The sequence below is a fragment of the Nocardia sp. NPDC052254 genome (genome assembly GCF_040679495.1).
Lineage (GTDB): Bacteria > Actinomycetota > Actinomycetes > Mycobacteriales > Mycobacteriaceae > Nocardia.
Genome location: NZ_JBFAUW010000021.1, coordinates 45,860 through 66,149 on the forward strand (window position 1 = coordinate 45,860; position 20,290 = coordinate 66,149).

At 69.4% G+C, this 20,290-nt stretch carries 21 protein-coding genes; 14 read left to right on the plus strand and 7 right to left on the minus strand.

Annotation, left to right across the window (positions count from 1 at the left end; translation table 11 throughout):
* Nucleotides 1-19: 19 nt before the first annotated feature.
* The 12 genes from AB0L57_RS30670 (at nt 20) to AB0L57_RS30725 (ending at nt 11,129) form a co-directional block, all read left to right on the plus strand.
* Nucleotides 20-826, plus strand: coding sequence for a NifU family protein (locus AB0L57_RS30670; protein WP_364969729.1), 807 nt, complete (start codon nt 20-22; stop codon nt 824-826).
* Nucleotides 823-1,464 carry a DUF5947 family protein gene (locus AB0L57_RS30675; RefSeq protein ID WP_364969615.1) on the plus strand — a complete coding sequence of 214 codons (642 nt, stop codon included), beginning with the start codon at nt 823-825 and terminating at the stop codon, nt 1,462-1,464. The genes AB0L57_RS30670 and AB0L57_RS30675 overlap by 4 nt, the downstream gene beginning before the upstream one ends.
* Entirely contained in the window at nt 1,461-2,108 is a 648-nt protein-coding gene (locus tag AB0L57_RS30680; protein ID WP_364969619.1) for a DUF6084 family protein, read from the plus strand. Before AB0L57_RS30675 ends, AB0L57_RS30680 begins: the two co-directional genes overlap by 4 nt.
* Entirely contained in the window at nt 2,105-3,424 is a 1,320-nt protein-coding gene (locus tag AB0L57_RS30685) for a hypothetical protein (protein ID WP_364969622.1), read from the plus strand. Before AB0L57_RS30680 ends, AB0L57_RS30685 begins: the two co-directional genes overlap by 4 nt.
* Nucleotides 3,425-3,622: 198 nt before the next feature.
* Nucleotides 3,623-4,099, plus strand: a complete 477-nt coding sequence (locus AB0L57_RS30690; protein ID WP_364969624.1) for a hydrogenase maturation protease — start codon at nt 3,623-3,625, stop codon at nt 4,097-4,099.
* A gap of 2 nt (nt 4,100-4,101) precedes the next feature.
* The gene (locus tag AB0L57_RS30695) at nt 4,102-4,344 is read left to right on the plus strand and encodes a HypC/HybG/HupF family hydrogenase formation chaperone (RefSeq protein WP_025349267.1); all 243 of its coding nucleotides are present in this window, start codon (nt 4,102-4,104) and stop codon (nt 4,342-4,344) included.
* Nucleotides 4,341-6,626: a carbamoyltransferase HypF gene (gene hypF, locus AB0L57_RS30700; protein ID WP_364969628.1), complete on the plus strand. Its 2,286-nt coding sequence runs from the start codon at nt 4,341-4,343 to the stop codon at nt 6,624-6,626. Before AB0L57_RS30695 ends, hypF begins: the two co-directional genes overlap by 4 nt.
* A 12-nt stretch (nt 6,627-6,638) precedes the next feature.
* Nucleotides 6,639-6,956 carry a HypC/HybG/HupF family hydrogenase formation chaperone gene (locus tag AB0L57_RS30705; protein ID WP_364969631.1) on the plus strand — a complete coding sequence of 106 codons (318 nt, stop codon included), beginning with the start codon at nt 6,639-6,641 and terminating at the stop codon, nt 6,954-6,956.
* Complete coding sequence (gene hypD, locus AB0L57_RS30710; protein WP_364969634.1) at nt 6,953-8,065, plus strand: hydrogenase formation protein HypD; 1,113 nt, start codon at nt 6,953-6,955, stop codon at nt 8,063-8,065. The genes AB0L57_RS30705 and hypD overlap by 4 nt, the downstream gene beginning before the upstream one ends.
* Nucleotides 8,058-9,143, plus strand: coding sequence for a hydrogenase expression/formation protein HypE (hypE, locus tag AB0L57_RS30715; protein ID WP_364969637.1), 1,086 nt, complete (start codon nt 8,058-8,060; stop codon nt 9,141-9,143). The genes hypD and hypE overlap by 8 nt, the downstream gene beginning before the upstream one ends.
* 70 nt (nt 9,144-9,213) lie before the next feature.
* The gene (locus tag AB0L57_RS30720) at nt 9,214-10,344 is read left to right on the plus strand and encodes a HoxN/HupN/NixA family nickel/cobalt transporter (RefSeq protein ID WP_364969640.1); all 1,131 of its coding nucleotides are present in this window, start codon (nt 9,214-9,216) and stop codon (nt 10,342-10,344) included.
* The gene (locus AB0L57_RS30725; protein ID WP_364969643.1) at nt 10,341-11,129 is read left to right on the plus strand and encodes a DUF6390 family protein; all 789 of its coding nucleotides are present in this window, start codon (nt 10,341-10,343) and stop codon (nt 11,127-11,129) included. Before AB0L57_RS30720 ends, AB0L57_RS30725 begins: the two co-directional genes overlap by 4 nt.
* Before the next feature lie 32 nt (nt 11,130-11,161).
* Here AB0L57_RS30725 and AB0L57_RS30730 read toward each other — a convergent pair whose 3' ends face one another.
* Entirely contained in the window at nt 11,162-12,556 is a 1,395-nt protein-coding gene (locus AB0L57_RS30730) for a glutamine synthetase family protein (protein WP_364969646.1), read from the minus strand.
* A gap of 138 nt (nt 12,557-12,694) precedes the next feature.
* On the opposite strand from AB0L57_RS30730, the gene AB0L57_RS30735 reads away from it, so the two are divergent.
* Nucleotides 12,695-13,621 carry a cyclase family protein gene (locus AB0L57_RS30735; RefSeq protein WP_364969649.1) on the plus strand — a complete coding sequence of 309 codons (927 nt, stop codon included), beginning with the start codon at nt 12,695-12,697 and terminating at the stop codon, nt 13,619-13,621.
* On the opposite strand, the gene AB0L57_RS30740 is transcribed toward AB0L57_RS30735, so the two are convergent.
* From AB0L57_RS30740 to AB0L57_RS30750, 3 genes are all read right to left on the minus strand, one after another.
* Nucleotides 13,618-14,022, minus strand: coding sequence for a DUF427 domain-containing protein (locus tag AB0L57_RS30740; protein WP_364969652.1), 405 nt, complete (start codon nt 14,020-14,022; stop codon nt 13,618-13,620). The genes AB0L57_RS30735 and AB0L57_RS30740 overlap by 4 nt on opposite strands.
* A gap of 28 nt (nt 14,023-14,050) precedes the next feature.
* Complete coding sequence (locus tag AB0L57_RS30745; RefSeq protein WP_364969655.1) at nt 14,051-14,959, minus strand: acyl-CoA thioesterase domain-containing protein; 909 nt, start codon at nt 14,957-14,959, stop codon at nt 14,051-14,053.
* Between the two features lie 120 nt (nt 14,960-15,079).
* On the minus strand, nt 15,080-16,114 hold the full coding sequence (locus AB0L57_RS30750) for a hypothetical protein (RefSeq protein ID WP_364969658.1): 1,035 nt from the start codon (nt 16,112-16,114) through the stop codon (nt 15,080-15,082).
* Between the two features lie 88 nt (nt 16,115-16,202).
* Between AB0L57_RS30750 and AB0L57_RS30755 the strand changes: the two genes are divergently transcribed.
* Nucleotides 16,203-16,952, plus strand: a complete 750-nt coding sequence (locus AB0L57_RS30755; RefSeq protein ID WP_364969661.1) for a hypothetical protein — start codon at nt 16,203-16,205, stop codon at nt 16,950-16,952.
* A 193-nt stretch (nt 16,953-17,145) separates the two neighbouring features.
* On the opposite strand, the gene AB0L57_RS30760 is transcribed toward AB0L57_RS30755, so the two are convergent.
* From AB0L57_RS30760 to AB0L57_RS30770, 3 genes are all read right to left on the minus strand, one after another.
* Nucleotides 17,146-17,511: a hypothetical protein gene (locus AB0L57_RS30760; RefSeq protein WP_364969664.1), complete on the minus strand. Its 366-nt coding sequence runs from the start codon at nt 17,509-17,511 to the stop codon at nt 17,146-17,148.
* Between the two features lie 269 nt (nt 17,512-17,780).
* Nucleotides 17,781-18,839 carry an LLM class flavin-dependent oxidoreductase gene (locus tag AB0L57_RS30765; RefSeq protein ID WP_364969667.1) on the minus strand — a complete coding sequence of 353 codons (1,059 nt, stop codon included), beginning with the start codon at nt 18,837-18,839 and terminating at the stop codon, nt 17,781-17,783.
* A gap of 207 nt (nt 18,840-19,046) precedes the next feature.
* Nucleotides 19,047-20,171: a GNAT family N-acetyltransferase gene (locus tag AB0L57_RS30770; RefSeq protein WP_364969731.1), complete on the minus strand. Its 1,125-nt coding sequence runs from the start codon at nt 20,169-20,171 to the stop codon at nt 19,047-19,049.
* Nucleotides 20,172-20,290 lie beyond the last annotated feature (119 nt).

Consider the following 20,290-nt stretch of genomic DNA (forward strand, 5'->3'; position numbering starts at 1 on the left):
CGACACGCTGCTCGATGCCATGGCCGCCGGTGGTGTGGCCGCGCGCGAGCGTGCCGAACAACTCGTCGGTGAAGTGGTCGACCTCTACGGTGCCGGTCTGCACCGGATCATCGGACAGCTCGACCACGACACCGTGCGCCGCCTGCTGGGCGATGATCTGATCGCCAGCTTGCTGCTGGTCCACGGCCTGCATCCCGATGACGTGGCTACCCGGGTGGCGACCGCACTGGATTCGGTGCGGCCGTATCTGGGATCGCACGGCGGTGATGTGCGGCTGCTCGATGTGACCGGCGCCGTGGTGCATCTGGAGCTCACCGGGAGTTGCCGCAGCTGTCCGTCGTCCTCGGTGACCCTGGAACTGGCGGTGGAGGATGCCGTGCGCGCGGCGGCGCCCGAGATCGAGACGATCGAGGTCGTGGCGGCGCAGGCCGATGCGCAGACCGCGGTGATCGAGCCGGATTCGCTGTTCGATCGAGTCCGTCCGGCCGGCAGCTGGGTCGCGGTCCCTGAACTCGACGGACTCGCGGCCGGTGAGGTGGGCGGATTCGAGGTGGCCGGGGCCACGGTGCTGGCCTGCCGGGTCGACCGGGAACTCTACGTCTACCGCGACCACTGCCCGTCCTGCGCGCGCTCGATGGCCGGCGCCGTCCTCCACCGGGGAGTGGGCCGCGGCGACCCGGTGCTGCGATGTCCCTCCTGTCACGCCCACTACGACGTCGTGCACGCGGGCGCCCGGATCGACGGCGACGGGCATCTCGAGCCGCTGCCCGTGCTCGTTCGTGACGGGCAGTTGTCGGTCGCCGTTCCGGCGGGGGTGAGCGGATGACCGACACCGCCCGCACACTGCGCCGCCTGGCCGCCGATCGCCGTCCGCCCGCACCACCGGGCGAGCGGTGCGAGATGTGCGCGGAGTCCATCGCCGAACAGCATCAGCACGTCGTCGACGTCGAGGCCCGGCAGTTGATGTGCGTCTGCCGGGGTTGCTATCTGCTGTTCACCGATCAGCAGGCCGCGCTGCGCTATCGTGCTGTGCCGCAACGCTATACGAGTATCCCGGAGTTCACCCTCAGTCAGGGGGAATGGGATGCGCTCGAGTTCCCGGTAGGTCTGGTGTTCCTGTTCCGCAGTTCGGCGGTGGGTCGGACGGTCGCGTTCTATCCGGGCCCGGCCGGCGCCATCGAATCCGAACTCTCCCTCGAGCACTGGCAGTCGATCCTGGACCGGCACCCGGGCCTGGATACCCTCACCGAGGATGTGGAGGCATTGCTCGTCCGCGTACCCGACCGAGACGCCGCGGCGGCGCGGTGCCTGCTGCTGCCGATCGACGCGTGCTACGAATTCGTGGGCCGAATCCGGTTGCTGTGGCGTGGTTTCGACGGTGGTGCCGAGGTGCGCGACTATGTCGAGGAGTTCTTCGCCACGGTATCGGCGCGCGCGGGTGCGGTGGCTGGGGGCACCGGATGAGTCCGGCATACTCCACGACATTCGCCGTCCTGGACGTACGGCCCGAGCCGTATGCGGTGACCCCGATCCTGTCCGCGCGCGTCGGCATCGCCTCGGTCGGCGACGAACCGGTGCACGCCATCGCGCTGCGGGCACAGGTGCGCATCGAACCGCACCGCCGTGAGTACACCGACGAGGAGGCGGCCGGTCTGCTCGATCTGTTCGGCCCGCGTGAGCGGTGGTCCGATACCCAGCGCCCCTTCCTGTGGATGCATTGCGCGACAACGGTTCCCGGATTCATCGGCGGCGCGGAGGTGGATCTGCCGATGTCGTGCACCTACGATTTCGAGGTCGCCGGATCGAAGTACCTGCACGCCCTGCGCGACGGCGTGATACCGCTGGTCTTCCTGTTCAGCGGCACCGTCTTCATTCGTGGCAGCAACGGATTCGCCATTCAGCAGATCCCGTGGGACCGCGACGACTCCTACCGGATGCCGGTATCGGTGTGGCGGGAGCTGATGGCGGCGCACTTCCCGCACGCGGGCTGGGTGCGGCTGAATCAGGACACCCTCACGGCACTGGCGGCGTTCAAATCCGGGCACGGCCTGCTCGGATTCGACGAGGCCGTCACCCGGCTGCTCGCGACCGCACCGGAGCCGTCGTGACCACCGCCCCGCATCCCGGCCGGGCACGGGCCCGGGCGGTCGCCGATGCCGTGCTCTACGAGGGCTACCTGCTCTATCCGTATCGCGCCGATGCCGCGAAGAACCGATCGCGGTGGCAGTTCGGGGTCCTGGGCCCCGCGGGAGCGGCCGCGGCGGGGATGGGAGAGGAAGCATCCCTGCGCGGCCAGTTCCCGATCGGCGCCGGAGCCGATGCGGTGCTGCGGATCGCGGTGCGCTTCCTGCAACTGCAGCACCGCGGGCTGCGGGACGAGAGTGGGGCCGAGACCGAGCAGCTCACGATGGGGACGCGGTCGCTGCACGCGTGGGACGAGGCGGTCGAGCAGGAGATCTCGATCGGCCCGATCGCCCCCGAGGCGACCACGGTGCCGTTGCGCGTTCCGGCCGCCACCGAGACCGAACCGCTGGGTTCCGGCGCGACGGTGGTGCGCACCCGGGCGGCGCTGAGCGGCGAGTGCGAACTGGGCGTCGATCGCGACGGCGGATATTCGCGCCTGACGGTGACGGTGCGCAACACCGGCGCACCAGCCACCGATGCACGCGACGCCATCGCCCGCTCGCTGATCGGCGCACACGTGATCGCCGAAATCGAAGGCGGGGAGTTCATTTCGCTGCTCGAGCCGCCACCGGAGGCGGCATCGGCGGTCGATCACTGCACCCAGCACCGCTGTTTCCCGGTGCTGGCCGGACCACCCGGTGACCACAGCCTGATGCTGCTGTCGCCGATCATCCTGTACGACCATCCGCAGATCGCCGAGCAGAGCCAGGAACCGCTCTACGACTCGACCGAGATCGACGAGATCCTCACCCTGCGCGTGCTGACCATGACCGATGCGGAGAAGGCCGCCGCCCGCGCCACCGATGCCCGCGCCGCCCGCATCGTGGACCGCTGCGAGGCCATGACCGCCGACGACATGGCCCGGCTGCACGGCGTCCTGCGCGATCCGAACGACGGTGCCGCGCATCCGATTCCGGAGATCCCGTTCGGCATGGACTGGTGGGATCCGCAGGCCGACGGTGCGGTGCGCCCCGACTCCGACGGCGTCGCCACCGCGGGAACGCTGGTGCGCAAGGGCAGCCGGGTGCGGCTGCACCCGTCCCGTCGCGCCGACATCCACGACATGTTCTTCGACGGCCGCGACGCCCGCGTCACCTCGGTGCACGCCGATGTGGACGGCCGCACCCACGTCGGTGTCGTCATCACCGACGATCCCGGCGCCGATCTGCACGAGTCCTACGGGCGCTACCTGTATTTCGATCCCGACGAGCTGGAACCGCTCGACGGGCCGGACAACTGAACAGCGACATCCGCGACAGCCCAGCGGGAAAGGAGGGACCTCTCATGGAGATCGTCGGAATGGTGGCAGTGGCGGTCGTCGCCGTGGCCGTGGTGGTGGCGGCGGTCGTCGGCGTGCGCTCGATCCCGGACATCAGCCGGTACCTGCGAATGCGGCGGATGTGACCATCCGCGGCACACCGCGAACGGCCGATCCGCGATGACCGGCCGAGTACTCGTCGCCGGTATCGGCAACATCTTCCTCGGCGACGACGGCTTCGGATCGGAAGTGGTGCGGGCGATGCCACCGCACCCGGATCCAGGTGTGCGCATCGTCGACTACGGCATCCGCGGTATGCATCTGGCCTACGACCTGCTCGACCCCTGGGACGCCCTGGTCCTGGTCGACGCGCTCCCGGACACCGGCATGCCCGGCCGCCTCGAGATCGTGCGCGCCGAACCGGACCCGGACCGTCCAGCCGAGCTCGATGCCCACGGCATGGATCCGGCCACGGTGTTCGCCGGTGTGCGGGCGCTCGGAGCGCTACCGCCGCCGACCGTCGTCGTCGGCTGCCGGGTGGCCTCGACCGAGGAGGGCATCGGCCTGTCGGAGCCGGTGGCCGCGGCGGTGGCACCGGCCGTGGACGCGGTGGGCCGGGTGGTCGCCGGACTGCTGGCACAGCGGACGGAGGTGTGACCATGTGCCTGGGAATTCCCGGCCGGGTCGTCGAAATTCTGGACGGCTACGGCGGTCAGCTCGCCCTCGTCGACGTATCGGGCGAGAAGCGGAAGGTGAATATCGGGCTGCTGGAGGAGGATCCGGTACAGCCGGGGGACTGGGTGATCATCCACATGGGACTGGCCGTCGAGCGCACCGACGAGGCGGGTGCGCGCGAGGCGATGGCGGGACTGCGGCTGCTGGGCCGGGGTGAGGGGCCGTGAGCGGCGAGCGCGGCCGGTGCCGGCTACTGGTGCGCGGGGTGGTGCAGGGGGTGGGATTTCGCCCCTTCGTCTACACCACCGCGGCCGAACTGGCGCTGACCGGCAGTGTCGCCAACGACAGTGCCGGGGTCACCATCGATGTGGAGGGCGCGCCTGCGGCACTGGCCGAATTCGCCGAGCGCCTGCGCCAGCGCCCGCCGCCGCTGGCGGTGATCGAATCCGTCGAACGAGCCGACCTGCCACCGCGCGGCGGCACCGGATTCCGCATCGCCGGCACCACCCGCGGAGCGGGCCGTACCTTCGCCTCACCGGATGTGGCGGTGTGTGTGGATTGTGTTCGTGAGCTTCGGGATCCGGCCGACCGGCGGTATCGGCATCCGTTCGTCAACTGCACCAATTGCGGGCCGCGGTTCACCATCATCGCCGCGCTGCCCTACGACCGCGCGCAGACCTCGATGGCCGATTTCGCGATGTGCGAGCGCTGCGCCCGCGAATACGGTGATCCCACCGACCGGCGCTTCCACGCCCAGCCCATCGCCTGCCCGGACTGCGGCCCGGTCCTGAGCTATACCGGCCCGGGCACCGGTGATCCGCTCCCGGCAGCGCGAAAGCTGTTGCGCGAGGGCGGAATTCTGGCGATCAAGGGAATCGGCGGCTACCATCTGGCCTGCGACGGCGCCGACGAGACCGCGGTCGCGCGACTGCGCCGCCGCAAGCGGCGCGGTGCCAAACCGTTCGCGGTGATGGTCGCCGACCTGGCCGGCGCCCGGGCGATCGCGCGGGTGGACACCGCGGCGCAGACCCTGCTGAGCGGTCCGCAGCGGCCGATCGTGCTGCTGCCACGCGGCGAGCGCGCGGTGGCCGCCTCGGTCGCTCCCGGTAACCCGGATCTCGGTGTGCTGCTGGCGTATACGCCATTGCATCTGCTGCTGTTCGGCCTGCCGGGTGATCCGCCCGGCCCGGCCACCCTCGTGATGACCTCGGCGAATCTCGGTGGTGAGCCGATCTGTTACGAGGACGACGACGCCGCGCTGCGCCTGGCGGACCTGGCCGACGGCAGGCTCTGGCACGATCGCCGGATCCTGGTGCCCTGCGACGACTCGGTGGTCCGGCTCGTCGACGACGCCGAACTGCCGATCCGGCGCTCGCGTGGCTATGCGCCACTGCCGCTGACGATGCCGGTCGCCGCCGAGGCCACCGTCGCCGTCGGCGCGGACGTGAAGAACACCTGCGCGGTCGCCGAGGGCCGCTACGCGTGGCTGAGTCAGCACATCGGGGACATGGACGATGTGGCAACACTGCGCGCCTTCGATGCCGCCGAACGCCACCTCGAGCAGCTGACCGGTGTGCGACCACTGCGGCTGGCCGCCGACGCGCATCCGGGGTATCGGTCGACGGCATGGGCCCGGCGCAACGCGGCGGGCCGCCCGGTGCGGACGGTACAGCACCACCACGCGCACATCGCCGCGGTGATGGGCGAGCACGGACTGCCCGACAGTGCCACGGTCACCGGAATCGCCTTCGATGGTACGGGTTTCGGGCACGACGGCGCCATCTGGGGCGGCGAGGTGCTCGCCGCCGGATACAAGGGTTTCCGCCGCCTCGCCCATCTGAAATATGTCCCGCTGGCCGGTGGCGACACCAGCGTGCACCGGCCGTACCGGATGGCGCTGTCGCACCTGTACGCCGCCGGACTCGGCTGGCCGGAATCGATCCCGTCGGTGGCGGCCTGCCCGGAGATCGAGCGCGGGGTGCTGCGCCATCAATTCGGCACCGGGCTCGGCTGTGCCCCGACCTCCAGTATGGGCAGATTGTTCGACGCGGTGGCCTCGCTGGCCGATGTGCGGCAGGTGGTGGACTTCGAGGCGCAGGCCGCGATCGAACTGGAAGGGCTGTCTCGAGGTGTCGATCCCGGACCGCGGCCCTATCGGTTCGAGATCGGCGAATCCGACTCGGCCGCAGCAGATCCCGCGACCATCATCGATCCCGGGGCGCTACTGGCCGCGGTCGTCGCCGATGTCACCGCCGGTGTGGGCGCGGCGGTGGTGGGCGCTCGCTTCCATGCCGCGGTGGCGAGCCTGATCCTCGAGCTGGCGTCGCGCTTCGCCGAGCCGGGCTCGACGGTGGCGCTGTCGGGCGGGGTCTTCCAGAACGCGCTGCTGCTCTCGTCGGCGCGCGCGGCGTTGCGCGAGGCCGGATTTCGCGTCATCACCCATCATCGGCTGCCGCCCAACGACGGCGGCCTGGCATTCGGGCAGCTGCTGGCTGCCGGGGCGGAATGAAAGGAGAATTCCATGTGCCTGGCGGTACCGGGGAAGGTGCTCGACCTCTACGAACGCGACGGCACCCTGATGTCGGTCGTGGATTTCGGTGGCGTCCGCAAAGATGTCTGCCTGCAATACATTCCGGATGCGGCGGTCGGTGACTACGTGGTCGTCCACGTCGGGTTCGCGATTCAGCGGCTCGACGAGGAATCGGCCCTGCGCACACTCGCCGAATTCGAACATCTCGGAGTGCTGAACGAGGAGTTCGGCGACGGGTTCGCCATCGCCGCCCGCCAATCCGGGCTGCCCGATCCGACCGTCACCGGCGACAGCGAGGTGCAGCGATGAAATATCTGGACGAATTCAGCAATCCGGACCTGGCGCAACGGCTGCTGGAGCGTATCCGCGCCACCACCACCCGGCGCTGGTCGATCATGGAAGTATGTGGCGGACAGACGCATTCGATCATCCGGCACGGTATCGATCAACTGCTTCCCGAGCAGATCGAGATGATCCACGGCCCCGGCTGCCCGGTGTGCGTGACCCCGCTGGAACTGATCGACAAGGCGCTCGAGATCGCCGCCCGTCCGGGTGTGGTCTTCTGCTCGTTCGGCGACATGCTGCGGGTGCCCGGCAGCGACAAGGACCTGTTCCGGGTCAAGAGCGAGGGTGGTGACGTGCGGGTGGTGTATTCACCGTTGGACGCGCTCGACATCGCCAGGGAGAATCCGGACAAACAGGTGGTGTTCTTCGGCATCGGATTCGAAACCACCGCTCCGGCCAACGCGATGACGGTCTATCAGGCCCAGCGCCTGGGAATCACGAACTTCTCGCTGCTGGTCTCCCATGTGCTGGTACCACCGGCCATCGCGGCGATCATGGAGTCGCCCGACTGCCGGGTGCAGGGCTTCCTGGCCGCCGGGCACGTGTGCTCGGTCATGGGCACCGGTGAATATCCGCCGCTGGCGCAGAAGTACCGGGTACCGATGGTCGTCACCGGTTTCGAGCCGCTGGACATCCTCGAGGGCATCCGGCGCACGGTCACCCAGCTGGAGCACGGCGCCTACGAGGTCGAGAACGCTTATCCGCGAGCGGTTCCCGCCGAGGGCAACCCGGCGGCCAAGGCGATGCTCGAGGACGTCTTCGAGGTGGCCGATCGCGGCTGGCGCGGGATCGGTGTCATACCGCGCAGCGGTTGGCGGTTGTCGGAGCGTTACCGCGACTACGACGCCGAACACCGGTTCTCGGTCGGGGATCTGCACACCGCCGAATCCTCGATCTGCCGCTCCGGTGAGGTGCTGCAGGGATTGATCAAGCCCAACGAGTGCGCGGCTTTCGGTACGCAGTGCACGCCGCGCAATCCGCTGGGCGCCACCATGGTCTCCTCCGAGGGCGCCTGTGCGGCCTACTACCTGTACCGCCGCCTGGAACAGCCGCCGGAGGTGGCCCATGCTTGAGGACACCGAGACCCCGCCGGCCACACCGAACATCGATCCCAGTGGCTGGGTCTGCCCGCTGCCGCTTCGGGATTCGCCCACCATCGTGATGGCCCACGGCGGTGGCGGCGCGATGTCGGGCGAACTGATCGAGCACCTGTTCCTGCCCGCGTTCGGCGCGGCCGCCGAGGCGAATATGGGCGATGCCGCGGTGGTGGGTGTGGGCGGAACCCGGCTGGCGTTCTCGACCGATTCCTATGTGGTGAAGCCGATCGTCTTTCCCGGTGGTTCGATCGGGGAGCTGGCGGTCAACGGCACGGTCAACGATCTGGCGATGGCTGGTGCCCGGCCGCTGGTGCTGTCGACGGCGTTCATTCTCGAAGAGGGCACCGAACTCGCCGAGATCGGCCGGGTCGCCCAGGCGGTCGGCGCCGCGGCGACGGCTGCCGGAGTGAAGCTGGTGACCGGCGATACCAAGGTGGTCGACTCCGGGCACGGGGACGGGATCTTCATCAACACCGCCGGAATCGGCGTGGTCGACGAGGGCGTCGACATCCGCCCGGACCGCGCCCGGCCCGGCGACGTGGTACTGATGAGCGGCGATATCGGCGTGCACGGGGTGGCGGTGATGAGCTGCCGGGCGGGCCTGGAATTCGGCACCACCGTGCGCAGCGACACCGCGCCACTCAACGGCCTCGTCGCGGCCGCGCTGGCCACCGGCGCCGATCTGCACACCCTGCGCGACCCCACCCGCGGCGGCGTCGCGGCGACCCTGAACGAGATCGCGAAACTCGCGAAAGTCGGTGTTACCGTGGATGAACGGAAGTTGCCCATCCCCGATGCCGTCCGCGACGCGTGTGGTCTGCTCGGACTGGACCCGCTGTATGTCGCCAACGAGGGAAAGGCGGTGGCGTTCGTCGCACCGGAGGACGCGGACCGGGTGCTGGCGGCGATGCGGGCCCATCCGCTGGGTGCGCACGCGCAGGCCATCGGCGTCTGTGTCGCCGATCATCCGGGCATGGTGGTGGCTCGTACCGCGCTGGGCGGCACCCGCGTGGTGGATCTGCCCGCCGGTGAGCAACTGCCGCGAATCTGCTGAGCGGGCGGCGGATCGGCCGAAGACGCGCCCCGGCACGGGATCGCCGGGTGCCCGACCACGAGGATCGACCATGCTGCGGATCGGAACAGCCACCGCCAGAATCCGGCGCCCGTGGTCACAGTGGGATCGGGGCCAGCGCCGCAGCGTGGTCTCGATGGTCGCGGCCGTCGCCGCACTGCATCTGATCGGCTGGGGTGTGCTGATCCTGCTCGTCGCGCCGGGCGGATACACCGTGCAGGGCGCGGCCTTCGGCGTGGGCCTGGGCGCCACCGCCTACACCCTGGGCATGCGGCACGCCTTCGACGCCGACCACATCGCCGCGATCGACAACACCACCCGGAAACTGGTGGCGGAGAACAAGAAACCGATGTCGGTCGGATTCTGGTTCTCGCTGGGACATTCCACCGTCGTGTTCGCCATCGTGGCCTTGGTCGCGCTCGGGGTCCGGGCCCTGTCGGCCGGCGTGGAAGATCCGGATTCTGGCCTGCAGCGCTGGACCGGCGTGTTCGGGACCGGGGTGTCGGGTACCTTCCTGATCCTCATCGGCTTGCTCAATCTGGTGTCGCTGGTGGGTATCTGGCGGGTGCTGCGCCGCATGCGCCACGGCGAATACGACGAGCGGGCGCTGGAACGGCAGCTGGATTCCCGTGGTGCGCTGAACCGATTCCTGGGACCGCTGCTGCGGGCGGTGCGCGCGCCGTGGCAGATGTATCCGGTCGGGGTGCTGTTCGGCCTCGGATTCGACACCGTCACCGAGGTCGGCCTGCTCGTCCTCGCCGGTGGCGCCGCGGCCACCGATCTGCCGTGGTACGCGGTCATCGTGCTGCCGGTGCTGTTCTCCGCGGGGATGTCGCTGTTCGATTCGCTCGACGGCGCGTACATGAACTACGCCTACGGCTGGGCCTTCGCCGAACCGGTCCGCAAGATCTACTACAACGTCGTGGTGACGGGACTGTCGGTGACGGTGGCGCTGCTGATCGGAGCCCAGGAGATCATCTCGATTCTGGCCGACAAGCTCGACATCGCCGCCGGGCCGCTGGCCTGGATCGGGAACCTCGATCTGGGGTCGATGGGCTTCATCATCGTCGCGTTGTTCGTCGGCACCTGGGCGGTGGCGGTCGCGGTGTGGCGATACGGCGATGTGGAACGACGCTGGCGGGCGGGCCTGAGTCCCGCGGCGAATTCGGAGGCGCCGCCGTGACCGGGACGAGTGCCGGGGTCGAGATGTTCGCGCGGTACGCCCACGCTCCCAACGCGCTGGGCTACTGCGGTCCGGCCGACACCACGGCCTTGGCCACGGGCACCGAATCCGAGATCCGTGCCGCCGCCCGGGAATTCTCGGGTGCCTGGCCGTATCTGCGGATCATGGCCGCGATGACCGGTGTGGCCGATCCGCTGGACCGGCGACTCGTCGAATCATATTGGCTCGGTGGCGGTCTCGGCGCCCGGCTCGACCCGGACGCGTTCCTGTCGGAGCTGCTGGCACTGATCGGCCCGCTCGCCCAGGGCTATTGGCATCATCTCACTCCGGCACTGAGCGACGAGGCGTGCGCGAACCACGGCTTCCACGTCTTCGGTGTGTATCCCTGGTCCTGGTTGCTGGGGCGCGGTCCGGCCGAACAGCCCGTGCGGATCCTGGACAGTTGCCGGATCACGTGGGCGCGGGTGTGCGACCGGACACCGGGGGAGTTGACCGTGTGTGCCCGGCGGCTGCGGTGGGACGGCCGCCGGTTGATCCTGTCGCCGAATTCTGCTCGCGCACTGGATGTCACCGGATACGCCGGGCGCCCCGATATCGAGGGACTGCGTGTGGGTGATCATGTCGCACTGCACTGGGATCATGTCTGCGGACGGATCGGCCCGGTCCAGCTGCGGTCGCTGGCCGCCTCGACGGCCCGGCAGTTGAGGGTCACCAATCGCCGGCTCGCCGCGCGGCTCGACGGTGCGCCCGGCCCCGACCCGGCGACGATCGCGGTACGGCGATAGCCGGGGCCAGGCCGACCCGGCAGCCCCCGGGTTCAGTATCGCCAGCGGGACGCGGCGGTGATCTGTTCGGGGGTGGCGTCGGCGAACAGCGCGATCTCGCCACGCCGGACGGCGGCGATGGTGTCGACGAGTTCGGCACCGAGGGCGGCGCCGAGTACGGCGTCTGACTCGAAGGCGGCCACGGCGTCGGCGAGGGAGCCCGGCAGCGGGTCGATGCCTCGCGCCGCCCGGGTCTCGGGGGCCAGCCGGTCCGGATCACCGGCGACGGGTTCGGGCAGGACGGCTTCGCCGTGGATGCCCGCGCGCCCGGCCGCGAGCAGTCCCGCCAGCGCGAGGTAGGGGTTGGCCGCGGAATCGAACGCCTTCACCTCGATATTGCCGGCGTGTTCGTGTTCGCCCACACTGCCGCTGATGTAACGCAGTGCGGCCTCCCGGTTCTCCAGCCCCCAGCATCGGTAGGCGCCCGCCCAGGCACTGGGCCGTAGCCGCAGATAGCTCGCCACCGAGGGACAGCCCAGGGCCAGCAGCGCCGGAAGATGCTCCAGGACTCCCGCGGCGAAACCCTGACCCGCGGTGGTGATGCCGAACGGCCCGGAACCGCCGGACATCTGGTTGACCCCCTCGCGCCACAGGCTGAGGTGGATGTGGCCGCCGTTGCCGACGACATCGGCGGCGGCCATCGGGCCGAACACGCTGCGCAGCCCGTGGGCGGTCCCGGCCGCCCGGATGACCTCGCGCACCAGCACCGCGGTGTCGGCCGTCCGCACCGGATCACTCGCCGCGACCGACAATTCGAATTGGCCCTGCTCGTATTCCGGATGGATCTGCTCGACGGCGACACCGCTGTCGCGCAGCAGCGACACCACATCACGTAGATAACCGGACAGCTCACCGAGCCGGGCCATGCCGTAGGCGGGTGCCGTCGTGGCGGGGCGGAAGCGGTCGGGGTCGCCGGGATCGGGCCGCGACACATTCCATTCGAACTCGATCGCGGTGCGCAGGGTCCAGCCGTCGACACCGAATTCGTCGACGAGACGGCGCAGCAACAGCCGGGAATCGCGGGGATGGGCGGTGCCGCTCTGTGTGTAGCGGTCGGCGGGAGCCCAGGCCCAGCCCGGTAGTGCGGCCAGTACGGTCACGCGATCGAGGTCCGGATACAGCCGCAGGTCCCCGGTGGGACCGCCGGCGAAATGCTCGGTGAGGATGGAGTCGTCGAGCAGGAAGGCGTCGAAGACCGGCGCGGCGCCGACACCCCATGCCGCGGCATGCGGGAACCGCTGCACCGGAACGGCTTTGACTCGCGTGATACCACTGGTGTCGACCCAGGTCACCGCCACCGCGATGATGTCGCGCGCGCTGAGTTCCGCGCCGATCGTGCCGGCTCGCTCGGCCCGGTGGTGACGGCGTTCCGCGGTCAGATTCTCCATGTCGGCTCCCTGATGATCAGAGACGTGCGTGATGTTCTCGGCCGGGATCACCGTCGATTATCCCGGATACGCGGTCCGCTTTCCGATCGGTGGGACCGGCGGTGGCCAAGGACGAGAACTGGCGGTAACTTGCCGGGTATGGCGGACCTGTCTGTGTTCAACGAAATCGCCGCGCGCGTGAACAACTGGGGCCGCTGGGGCGCCGAGGACGAGATCGGGACGCTCAATCTCATCACCGACGAGGTGGTACGCGCCGCCGTCACGACCGTACGCACCGGGCGGCGGATCGGGCTGGCACTGCCACTGAAACAGCGCGGAGTGCAGACCGGTATGGTGCGCGGCCGGGTGAATCCACTGCACACCATGGTCGCGGTGAACTGGGAGCTTTTCGGGCCGGGATTCGTTGCCACCAGCGATGATTCGGTCACCATGGGTCTGCAGGCGGGCACCCACTGGGATGCGCTCCCGCATGTCTCGCACAGCGGTCGCATCTACAACGGCCGTCGCGCCGAGTCGATCACCGCGCATCGCGGTGCGGAGTTCGCGGGCATCGACAAGGTGCCCCACATCGTCTCGCGCGGGATACTCCTGGATGTGGCACGGGCCCGGGGAGTCGACCGGCTGGCCGGTGATCACGCCGTCTCACCGGAGGATCTCGAAGCCGCCGAGGAGCTGGCGGGCGTGCGGGTGCGGGCCGGGGACGTGGTGCTCGTGCGGACCGGGCAGATGGGCCTGTATCTGGCCGGTGACCGCGAGGGGTACGGCCTGCCGTCACCCGGACTGTCGCTGCGCTGCCCGGAATGGTTCCACGCGCGCGATGTCGCCGCGGTCGCGAACGACACCCTCACCTTCGAGATCTGCCCGCCCGAGATCGACGATCTGTGGCTGGTGGTCCACGCCCTGCATCTGGTCGAGATGGGCATGCTGCAGGGACAGAACTGGAATCTCGAGGAGCTGTCCCGGATCTGCGCCGCGGAGGGCCGCTACGAATTCCTGCTCTCGGCGATGCCGGAGCCGTTCGTCGGAGCGACCGGGACCCCGGTCGCTCCGGTGGCGATCCTCTAACTCCGGGCGCGCTGCTCCCGCCCGCTGACCGGCGGATTCGCCACACCGACCTCGAGATGCACCCGGTCCTGGTAGAAGCCGATGTGGTCGCGGATCAACGCGACCTCCGGATACGGATCGTGGTACTCCCAGGCGATCGGCTCGGTGCCGTCGCTCGCCCGCCAATAGCGCGCCTGGCCCTTGAACGGGCAGCGCGAGGTGTGATCGTCGCCGACGAGCAGATCGAAGCGCACATCGGCGGTGGGTACGTAGAACACGATTCCGTGGTCCTGTTCGGCGACGAGCAGACTCGCCGTCGTCTCGGCGAGGACGCGCTCGCCCACGGTGATCCGGACGAGATTGCGGATCCGCTGGACATCGACGCGATAGTCGGGCCACTGTGTGAAGCCGGACGGTTCCATGGGGATTCCTCCGATATCTCGGGGCAGGTCAGAGAACGGTATCGCTGTGCGCGCGGGCCGCGGTGCCGGACCGCCGGAACCCCCGCACCATCGCATGCACAGTGTAGGAGGCCATCAGCCGGCCGTCGGCGGCGTGCACCTGCCCCTCGCTCTGGGCGTGTCCGCGTCCGGTGTAGACGACACGGGTGCTGTACAACAACCACTGCGACACATCGGCCTCGTCGTGAAAGGTGATGGTGGCCATCGTGATTCCGGTCGAGATCGCCGAGTGTGCCATCGCCTGGCCGAAGCCCGCGTGCGGCCGCAGTGCCGCGGCCACCGTCCAGTGCCCGATCGACTGCGACAGCAGCGCCTGGTGCAGTGGGCCCGATGCCGGAGCGTCCCGGTATCGGGTCCAGACGAACAGCTCCGGTGGGCCGATGTGGCCGGGGTCCGGGGTGTACGCGTCACCGACCACGCGCATGTCCCGGCCGTCCACCACCGACCCCGGGGTATCGAGGGCGCTCGCCCGCTCCGGTGGATCGACGTGCGGCATCGATGCCGCCGAGCGGACCAGATCCGGCGCCCCGGCGTCGAGCAGCACGATGCCGGCACAGCACAGCGCATCGTGCTGACGCACCCGCACCTGGGCCGTGCCGAAGGTGCGTCCGGCGCGCAGCACGTCCACGTCGACATCCAGCGGCGCGTCGTGGGCGGCGACGCGGGAGAAGATCATCGACGCCGACACCACCCGCTGGTGTGCGACCTCCTTGGCCGCCGCGACGACCGCGCCGCCGAGCATCTGCCCCGCCTCGACGACATTGCGGATCGACGGACCGTGTGCGGGGGCGAGGTAATGTCCAGCGCCCTCCGGTCGGACATCCATGAGCCGGATCAGCTCGGCCTGGTTCCAGGGTGGCCCGGGCGAATCGGGTCCGGCGTGCGGTGTGTCGTCCATCGAACCCCTCGCGCGAATAACATTCTCAAACTCGAGAATTATATTACCATCGCGCATTCTGGGAGGCCCCGAAGTCCGTCGAGGCGATCCGGCGGCGGCCGCGCGGTGCGGGGAGCCCGATCACCGTCCGGCGAGTTCGGCGCTGCGGGTGCAGAGCCGGTCGGCCACCGGCCGGGAGTGCCGGCCGAGTCCGCACGCGGCGGCGACCCCGTCGACCTCCCGGCCGAGCGCGGTTTCGATCTGGTCCAGCGTCGCCCGCTGCTGTTCGATGGTCGGCGCATCGTGCACCAGACCGGCATGGAACCGGGTGTGCGGCGGCAGTGCCAATCCGGACAGCCGTCGGTAGTGGGCGGGCCTGGTGCGCGGCGGCTTGTCGCCCGCGGCGAACGGCGCGTGCACATACTCCAGCGGTCGATCGGCGGGCCAATGGCGCACAAGGGAATTCGACAATTCCACGATGGCTCGGGTATCCGGACCGGTGGCAGCCTTGTTGCGCAGGCTGCCCAGGCACAGATGGACGCCGATTCGGGTGCCCGGGGGAGTGGCCGCGGCCAGATCCGCGATGCTCGCGCCGAGCCGGAACGCGCGCTCGACCACCCGGCGCAGCGGTCCGCCCAGGGCCGTCAGCACCAGTTCGGCGGTGGCCTCCAGCTGGATCACCACATCGTCACCGGCCAGGTCACGGATCGCGGTGATGTCGCGAATGGTGGCGTCCCGGAACGCCTTGCGGTGCGCGAGGGCTCCCTTCACTCCCAGTGCGACGACCGCGAGGCTGAGATCGGTGGGCATGCCGAGCTGCAGTGCGAGGGCGGGGTCGCCGTGCTCCGCGCGCAGGCGCTCGAAGACGGGCCAGGCCTCCTCGGCTTCGGCCGCGTACCCGAGATCGATGTCCGCACCCCGGAATTCGACGCCACGCGGCACCCGGTAGATCGCGCGATCGGTCAGCGATTCCCACTGCCCCGGGCGGACGAGCTCGAGCTGTCCCTGTGCGACCAGATCGTCGAGGATGGGGACCACATACAGCTCGTAGCGCCGGGTCTCACCGGTCGGCAGCGTCCGGAGCCGGCAGCCGTGAACCGCCAGCATCGCCCGCATCGCTGTCTCGGTGTCCTCGGCCGGAAAACTGCCGACGAAATGCACTGCACGAGAACCCATTCAGCTATGGTAAAACGTCCGTTCGGCGCGTGTCGGGCACGTTCTTGCGCGGCAGTGCCCGACGGCCGAGGCGGAGGGGGAACTGCGAATGCCGATCGAACGGCCCGGCGTGAACCGGCGCGACGCGATCCGGGAGTTGCGTCGTGCACCCGCGTGGAGGCTCGTGCGCCGGCTGGCTCTCCCGATCGGACTGGCCGTGCTCGCCGGTGCGATCGCCGGTGCCGCCGGTCCCTACCATCAGACCCGGCTCTATCACGAGGCCGTGCACTGTCAGCGATCCGGCGGGAACTGCCTCGACGGTGAGACGGTCTCGGTGACGAACAAGCGCACCTATGTCACCACGTCCGCCTCCACCGACAGCCAGGGCGGTGTGTCGCAGACCCGGACGACCCACTACTCGATCACCTGGCGTGCGGCCGACGGTGCCGACCGGTCCCGGGACGTCGCCGAGGATCTCTACGACCGAGCGCGCGAGGGACAGCCCGCGACGGTGCGATCCTGGCACGGCGCCATGGTCGGCATCGCCGTCGGCGACCGAACCCAATGGTTCGCACCGGATTCGGGTGGCACGCTGCTGCTATGGGTACTGCTGGGATATTTCGGTCTGGGGCTGCTGCTGTGGGGAGCATTCGGCTGGTGGGACGGACTCGCCCGCTTCTGCGGCCGGATCTTCTTCTGGATGATGGCCGGGACGCCGGTCATCCTGGGACTGGGCTACGCCCTGTTGTACGAGGTGCAGCCGAGCGTCCGCGTCATCCTCACGACCGTCTTCGCCGCCGCCGTCACCGCGCTCGGTCTCGTGTGCCTGTATCGCGATCTGCGCTACGACGAGAGCTGATCCAGGGGCATCGCCGATCGGGTGGCCGCCGGGGCCGGATTGGCGGGAACGGGTGCGCGAGTAGGGGGCGGATATTCTGCGCGGAGCCGACCGGATCACCGTTCCGGCAGGTCGCGGTGACGTATCGGCAGGCATCGCTGGAACGCCCGGCCGCTGCGCCTGGCGTCGTGAACACCCGGTCCACGTCGTGTGATCAGGAGTCGCCCGTGTGTACATTCTCCCCGGCCGCGGTCGGCCGGTAGGAGGGATTGACGGCGAGGCTGTGGCCATGGGGGTACATGTTCGGCCCGGTCCGAAGGTTCATCGGCGGGTACCAGACACCTCGCCACACCGAGACGCCGAGAGCCCACGGATTCCCCGGAAGTTTCCCGGCCAGTGAGACGTCGGCCGTGATGCGAAGCACCGGAGGCAACTCCGCATCGGCTGGGAGCAGATCCGCCACCATCGCCAAGCAGTCCTTCTCGTCGAAGCCGGTCACACCGGCATACGGCGGGCCCCACCAGAGAACGGATCCTCGGTTTCGATCGAATTCGATCCAGAACCGCCGAACCATGGACACCGGTGCCTCCTCATACAGGCCCTACTACTCACCTCACGATATCAATGGGGCCCGCATTCTCTTCCGTGAGCCGCGCTGATCGTCTTCTGAACAATCAAGTGGAGCAACGGAACAGCAATGAATTCCCCCGCGCGGTCGTCCACTGTGGTCACCACGCACACCCGGCCCGATGCGGCAGGCGATTCCGACGGCCACGGCCGGCGCCCGCTTCTCCAGGAGTGTGGTGATCACCTCGCCGATCACCACATCCCGCCCGCCGCACCATGCCGTCAGCGCAGCAGTGGGAGCAATTGCTCACCCTGGCGGTGGATTTCACGCAGATACGGGGTATCGGACAGGACGAAATGGGTGATGCCGAGGTCCTGGTATTTGCGCAGCGACCGGGCAACCTCCGGTGCCGAACCGACCAGCCACGTGGTTCCCGCGCCGCCACCGCCCACCCGGCCCGGCGCGGTGTAGAGATTGTCGTCGAGCACATCGCCGCGCGCGGCCAGATCGTGGAGCCGTTGCTGCCCGACCGCGGTCGGGCGCCGCGATGACGAGTCCACCCCACGGCCTTTCGCCATCTCCGCGACCCGTGCCTCGGCATCGGCCCATGCCTGTTCGGTGGTGTCGCGGACGACGGTGGTGACGCGTAGCCCGAATTCCAGCGGCGGCAGTTCGCGGCCGCGCGTCGCGATGAGCGTCCGCAGCCGTTCGATGCGCTCGGCGACGTCGGCCAGTGGTTCACCCCAGAACAACTGCACATCGGCCACGGCCGCCGAAACGCGCTCCGCGGCCGCCGACGCTCCGCCGAAATAGAATCGCGGATGCGGCCGGTCCGCACGGGCGGCGATACGCGGCAGCACCGTCGAATCGTCCACCCGGTAATGCGGGCCGTGATGAGTCACGTTCTCCTCGGTCCACAACCGCCGGACCAGGCGAATGAATTCCTCGGTGCGCCCGTAGCGCGCCGCCTGCTCCTCCTCGGCCTCGCCATAGGCCGCGAGATCGTCCTTTCCCGACACGATGTTGATCCGGACCCTGCCACCGGACAGATGGTCGAGAGTGGCCAGCGCGGAGGCGAAATGCGCGGGCCGCCAGTATCCGGGCCGGGCGGCGATGAGCGGCTCGAACGTCTCGGTCCGCGCGGCCAGCGCCGTCGCGACCGTGACCGTATCCGGCCGGCCCCACCCGGTGCCGATCAGCGCCCCCTTCCACCCGAGTTCCTCGAGCGAGTTCGCCTGCTCGGCGAGGGTGTCCAGACTGTTGTGATCGGCGACGACGGTATCGCCCCGGTGACCCGGTGTGACCTGATTGGGGATATACCAGAGGAATTCGGCGCTCATCGGCGAAGTATCGCGCCGAATTCGGACCGGGCCGGCTCGCGCCGAATTTCCGCAGGCGATGAATCACAGTGTGTCCTGCGGAATTCCGGCCGACCGGCGATAGATTCCCGGCGATTCTGTCGTCCGGGTCCGAGCGGGTTCGATGGCGCACCGTCGCGATCGGGTCACCTTCGGTGGTCGAGCGGGTGCCGACCACGTCCCGCCGGCTCAGAAGTACGTTCCGGCGAACGGGGCCGAGGTGGTTGTGAACAACGCGTCCGCGTCCCGGATTGCGCCGCTGCGGTTTTCGATCACCCGTCCGCCCAGGGCGAGGTGCTGCCAGCTGGAACCGCCGAGGTAGACCGCGGCGAGTGTGGCCACATCGGCGGTGAGATCGGCGGGTGTGTCGACACGAGTGACCGCATCGGCCGCGATGCGATAGGAACCGGTGTTGGCGGGCAGGAGGTCGTCGGTCACAGCGACCACCACGGGCGGACCGTCGCGGTACTCGCGCCGCGCCAGGGCCGCCGGCACGTCGACGAGGCGCAGCCAGGTCTCGTCGTGCACGCCGGCGACGGTGACCGCCCGCTCATCGGTGAGCAGATGTCGCAGCGGGCTGTCGACCGGTGCGAAGGTGATCACGATCCGGTCGACGATGTCGTGGGCGAGCAGGTGCCGCAGCAGTCCGCGATAGGCCGCCGGTGTCGTGGCCACCCAGTCGTCGACGACGACCGTGCGTTGCGGATTGCGCGGCCATCCCGCACCGTCATGGGGGCGGTAACGCAGGAATCCGTCCTCGGCGCCGGGTTCGCCGTGCACCACGGTCCAGCCCGTGTCTCCGGCCACCAGCTCCTGGAACCGCCACCAGTACGGTGGCCGGTCGATCGCGCCGCTCCACGAAATATCCGCGGCCGCATAGATTTTCGCGAGCGTTTCCCAGCGGTCCGCGGAATCGACGTAGCGCACCGGCCCGCCCGGCGCGACGGTGTCGCGCAACCGCGCATCCCGGCGATCCAGTTCCAGCGTCGCGTAGGCCCCCGCGACGCCGTAACCGAACCGCTCGTAGATCCCGCCCTGGGTGGCACGCAGACTGGCGACCACCTCACCGCGCTCGGCGATATCGGCGAGCTGGCGCCGCAACAACGCACTCACCACCCCGCGGCGCGTGTGCGTCGGCAGCACCCCGACATGCGTCACCGCCGCGTGCGAAACGCGCTGCCCGCCGGGAACGACCAGCCAGCTGGTGTAGGAATCGGCGGCGCCGACCAACCGGTCGCCGAGCCGCGCCCCGAGCGTGCGCCCGGGCTCGACCAGCCCGCCGGCATCACCCGGCAACGGCGGCACCCCGACCATCGCCGTGCGGAAGATCTCACCGGCCGCCCGCACATCGCCGGCCTCGGTCAATGTCTCGAGCTCGATGGATGATGGTCCGCCGGTCATCGGTGCCTCCGGGTGGTGAGCGAGTGGTTGTC

Excerpts from the sequence above, each read along its gene's own strand:
- AB0L57_RS30670 (WP_364969729.1), top strand. The coding sequence starts at position 20 with ATGGCCGCCGGTGGTGTGGCCGCGCGCGAGCGTGCCGAACAACTCGTC.
- AB0L57_RS30675 (WP_364969615.1), top strand. The coding sequence starts at position 823 with ATGACCGACACCGCCCGCACACTGCGCCGCCTGGCCGCCGATCGCCGT.
- AB0L57_RS30680 (WP_364969619.1), top strand. The coding sequence starts at position 1,461 with ATGAGTCCGGCATACTCCACGACATTCGCCGTCCTGGACGTACGGCCC.
- AB0L57_RS30690 (WP_364969624.1), top strand. The coding sequence starts at position 3,623 with ATGACCGGCCGAGTACTCGTCGCCGGTATCGGCAACATCTTCCTCGGC.
- AB0L57_RS30695 (WP_025349267.1), top strand. The coding sequence starts at position 4,102 with ATGTGCCTGGGAATTCCCGGCCGGGTCGTCGAAATTCTGGACGGCTAC.
- AB0L57_RS30705 (WP_364969631.1), top strand. The coding sequence starts at position 6,639 with ATGTGCCTGGCGGTACCGGGGAAGGTGCTCGACCTCTACGAACGCGAC.
- hypD (WP_364969634.1), top strand. The coding sequence starts at position 6,953 with ATGAAATATCTGGACGAATTCAGCAATCCGGACCTGGCGCAACGGCTG.
- hypE (WP_364969637.1), top strand. The coding sequence starts at position 8,058 with ATGCTTGAGGACACCGAGACCCCGCCGGCCACACCGAACATCGATCCC.
- AB0L57_RS30720 (WP_364969640.1), top strand. The coding sequence starts at position 9,214 with ATGCTGCGGATCGGAACAGCCACCGCCAGAATCCGGCGCCCGTGGTCA.
- AB0L57_RS30730 (WP_364969646.1), bottom strand. The coding sequence starts at position 12,556 with ATGGAGAATCTGACCGCGGAACGCCGTCACCACCGGGCCGAGCGAGCC.
- AB0L57_RS30735 (WP_364969649.1), top strand. The coding sequence starts at position 12,695 with ATGGCGGACCTGTCTGTGTTCAACGAAATCGCCGCGCGCGTGAACAAC.
- AB0L57_RS30740 (WP_364969652.1), bottom strand. The coding sequence starts at position 14,022 with ATGGAACCGTCCGGCTTCACACAGTGGCCCGACTATCGCGTCGATGTC.
- AB0L57_RS30745 (WP_364969655.1), bottom strand. The coding sequence starts at position 14,959 with ATGGACGACACACCGCACGCCGGACCCGATTCGCCCGGGCCACCCTGG.
- AB0L57_RS30750 (WP_364969658.1), bottom strand. The coding sequence starts at position 16,114 with ATGGGTTCTCGTGCAGTGCATTTCGTCGGCAGTTTTCCGGCCGAGGAC.
- AB0L57_RS30755 (WP_364969661.1), top strand. The coding sequence starts at position 16,203 with ATGCCGATCGAACGGCCCGGCGTGAACCGGCGCGACGCGATCCGGGAG.
- AB0L57_RS30765 (WP_364969667.1), bottom strand. The coding sequence starts at position 18,839 with ATGAGCGCCGAATTCCTCTGGTATATCCCCAATCAGGTCACACCGGGT.
- AB0L57_RS30770 (WP_364969731.1), bottom strand. The coding sequence starts at position 20,171 with ATGGTCGGGGTGCCGCCGTTGCCGGGTGATGCCGGCGGGCTGGTCGAG.